Below are 1,871 nucleotides of genomic sequence, written 5' to 3'. Positions count from 1 at the left end.
ACCTCATCACCATATTTAAGCTGACATTCGGCAGCATACTTACGGATGTCAACGTAATTTTGCCGTTTATCTTCAAGTGCATTTAAAGTAAAGCCCCAGGTTAAACGGCCTCCGGGAACATTTTTCGCGAAGGTCTCCCGTAAACGCTGAACCACTTCCAGCGTATGCGCAAAGCCCTCGTCGCGGTTAATCAGTTTCACATCCCTTGATACTTCCCAGGGCGAAGTACGGATCATAATGCAAAAAGTCACAAAACGATTGCCCATCAACGTTGTGGACTTGTTGCCGGCCAGGAATCCCAGCGGATCACCTTTTCCGATCAAAGGGTTAGCCAATACCGCGGCACCACCCAGTAATGAGTTCTTAAAAAAAGTTCTTCTTTCCATTCGGTAGAAATTGTCGGTTCTAAATTAACGATTATTTGGAACGACAACTGCCGCGTAGACGAAAAGCCATAATTTCCAGGCAATCTCTATCCTGACCGGTCATGCAGCTTCAGTCCGGCGCTATATTAGGCGGAAGAAAGCGTTAGTTTATAAACTTGCATTTCCTCACTTCATCACGGCAAGCAGCTCCGAAACCGGCAAATAAGCGGCTGACAGTTTCCTGATCACCGAGCTAAAGAAAGTTATCGTTTTTTTTTAAAGTATTCAGCACCTCTTCGGTATTCAAAACGGTAGCAAACTCCCCGTTCAGCTGTGCGAGGGAAGTTAAATGGATGGTTTCTGCACTGTAGTGCTCTCCATTGATCCCTTTTTTGTTAAAGGCGGCGGTGGCATCGGCAACTACAAAAGTATTATATCCGAAATTACCGGCCATCCGCGCTGTGGTAGATACACAATGTTCGGTGGTAAGGCCTACGATGACTACCGTGTCTATACCAGCAGCATCCAGCCGCTGTTGTAGATCGGTACCGATAAAGGAACTGTTCACCGATTTTTTGATTACCGGCTCGCCAGGTAAGGGCTTTACGATCTCTTTGTGCGTATTACCCGGATTGCCTTCGGCAAGGAGTGAATTTGGATTAACTGAACAATGTTGAATGTGGAATATCGGGAGCCCGCTTGTACGCCAGTGGTCAAGCAATTTACGGGCGTTAATCTCTGCATCCGGATTATTGCGTTCGCCGCCCCAGTAAGAAATGTCGTTGAAACCCTGTTGTATATCTATCAGCAACAATGCAGGGTTGGTATTTTGGAGTGTTTTCATACCTCAAAATTGCAGCTTTAAAAAGACCAGAATTTTGTTGTGAGGCTTTATTTCTTTGTTTTTTATAACACAGGTTCATTACGCGCGCTTTTAGGCGAGGCACCGAACTTTTGTTTATAGATCTTAGAAAAATGCGAAATATTTTCAAAACCACTACTGTAGGCTACCTGCGATACCGGGTCATTAGAATGCTTCAGCTGGTACTCCGCGTACTCCAGCCTGCGGTTCATTTGCCACTTTACAGGAGTAGTATCAAAACGATCTGTGAACTCCTTTTTAAAAGCGCTCACACTTCGGCCTGTTAGCTTAGCCATATCATGAATGGAAAGCTGGCGGTTAAAGTTAGTCTCCATAAAGTAAGCAAGATCAACCTTTTTCTGGCTAACCAGGTCTTTCAGAAACGATACAAAAGTTTTTGACCTGTCGTTTGATAATACCTGTAATAGCATTTGGTGGGCCGCAAACTTTACAATACACCGTGAATAATCCTGCGGATGCAAAATATGCTGCATAACCTGAGCTACGTTCGCTTTTATAAAGTCGGTTATTTTAAAAGTAAAAGGCGGAAGGTCTGCCCCAAGTCTCTCATGCCTAAATTCCGGAACATGGCTTTCCAAAAAGTAGTCCACAAATTCATTTTCCATAAAAATAAGCAGACTGGT

At 44.2% G+C, this 1,871-nt stretch carries 3 protein-coding genes; all 3 read right to left on the bottom strand.

The window, feature by feature from the left end; genetic code table 11:
- A partial coding sequence (locus VF500_RS31525; RefSeq protein WP_330863459.1) for a DUF3863 domain-containing protein occupies nt 1-386 on the bottom strand: 386 nt, incomplete at its 3' end.
- 232 nt (nt 387-618) lie between these two features.
- Entirely contained in the window at nt 619-1,209 is a 591-nt protein-coding gene (locus VF500_RS31520) for a cysteine hydrolase family protein (RefSeq protein ID WP_330863458.1), read from the bottom strand.
- 62 nt (nt 1,210-1,271) lie between these two features.
- A partial coding sequence (locus VF500_RS31515; protein ID WP_330863457.1) for an AraC family transcriptional regulator occupies nt 1,272-1,871 on the bottom strand: 600 nt, incomplete at its 5' end.

The organism is Mucilaginibacter sp. (genome assembly GCF_036383575.1).
In the GTDB taxonomy this organism is placed as follows: Bacteria; Bacteroidota; Bacteroidia; order Sphingobacteriales; family Sphingobacteriaceae; genus Mucilaginibacter.
This window is presented reverse-complemented; position numbering and strand designations above follow the sequence as displayed.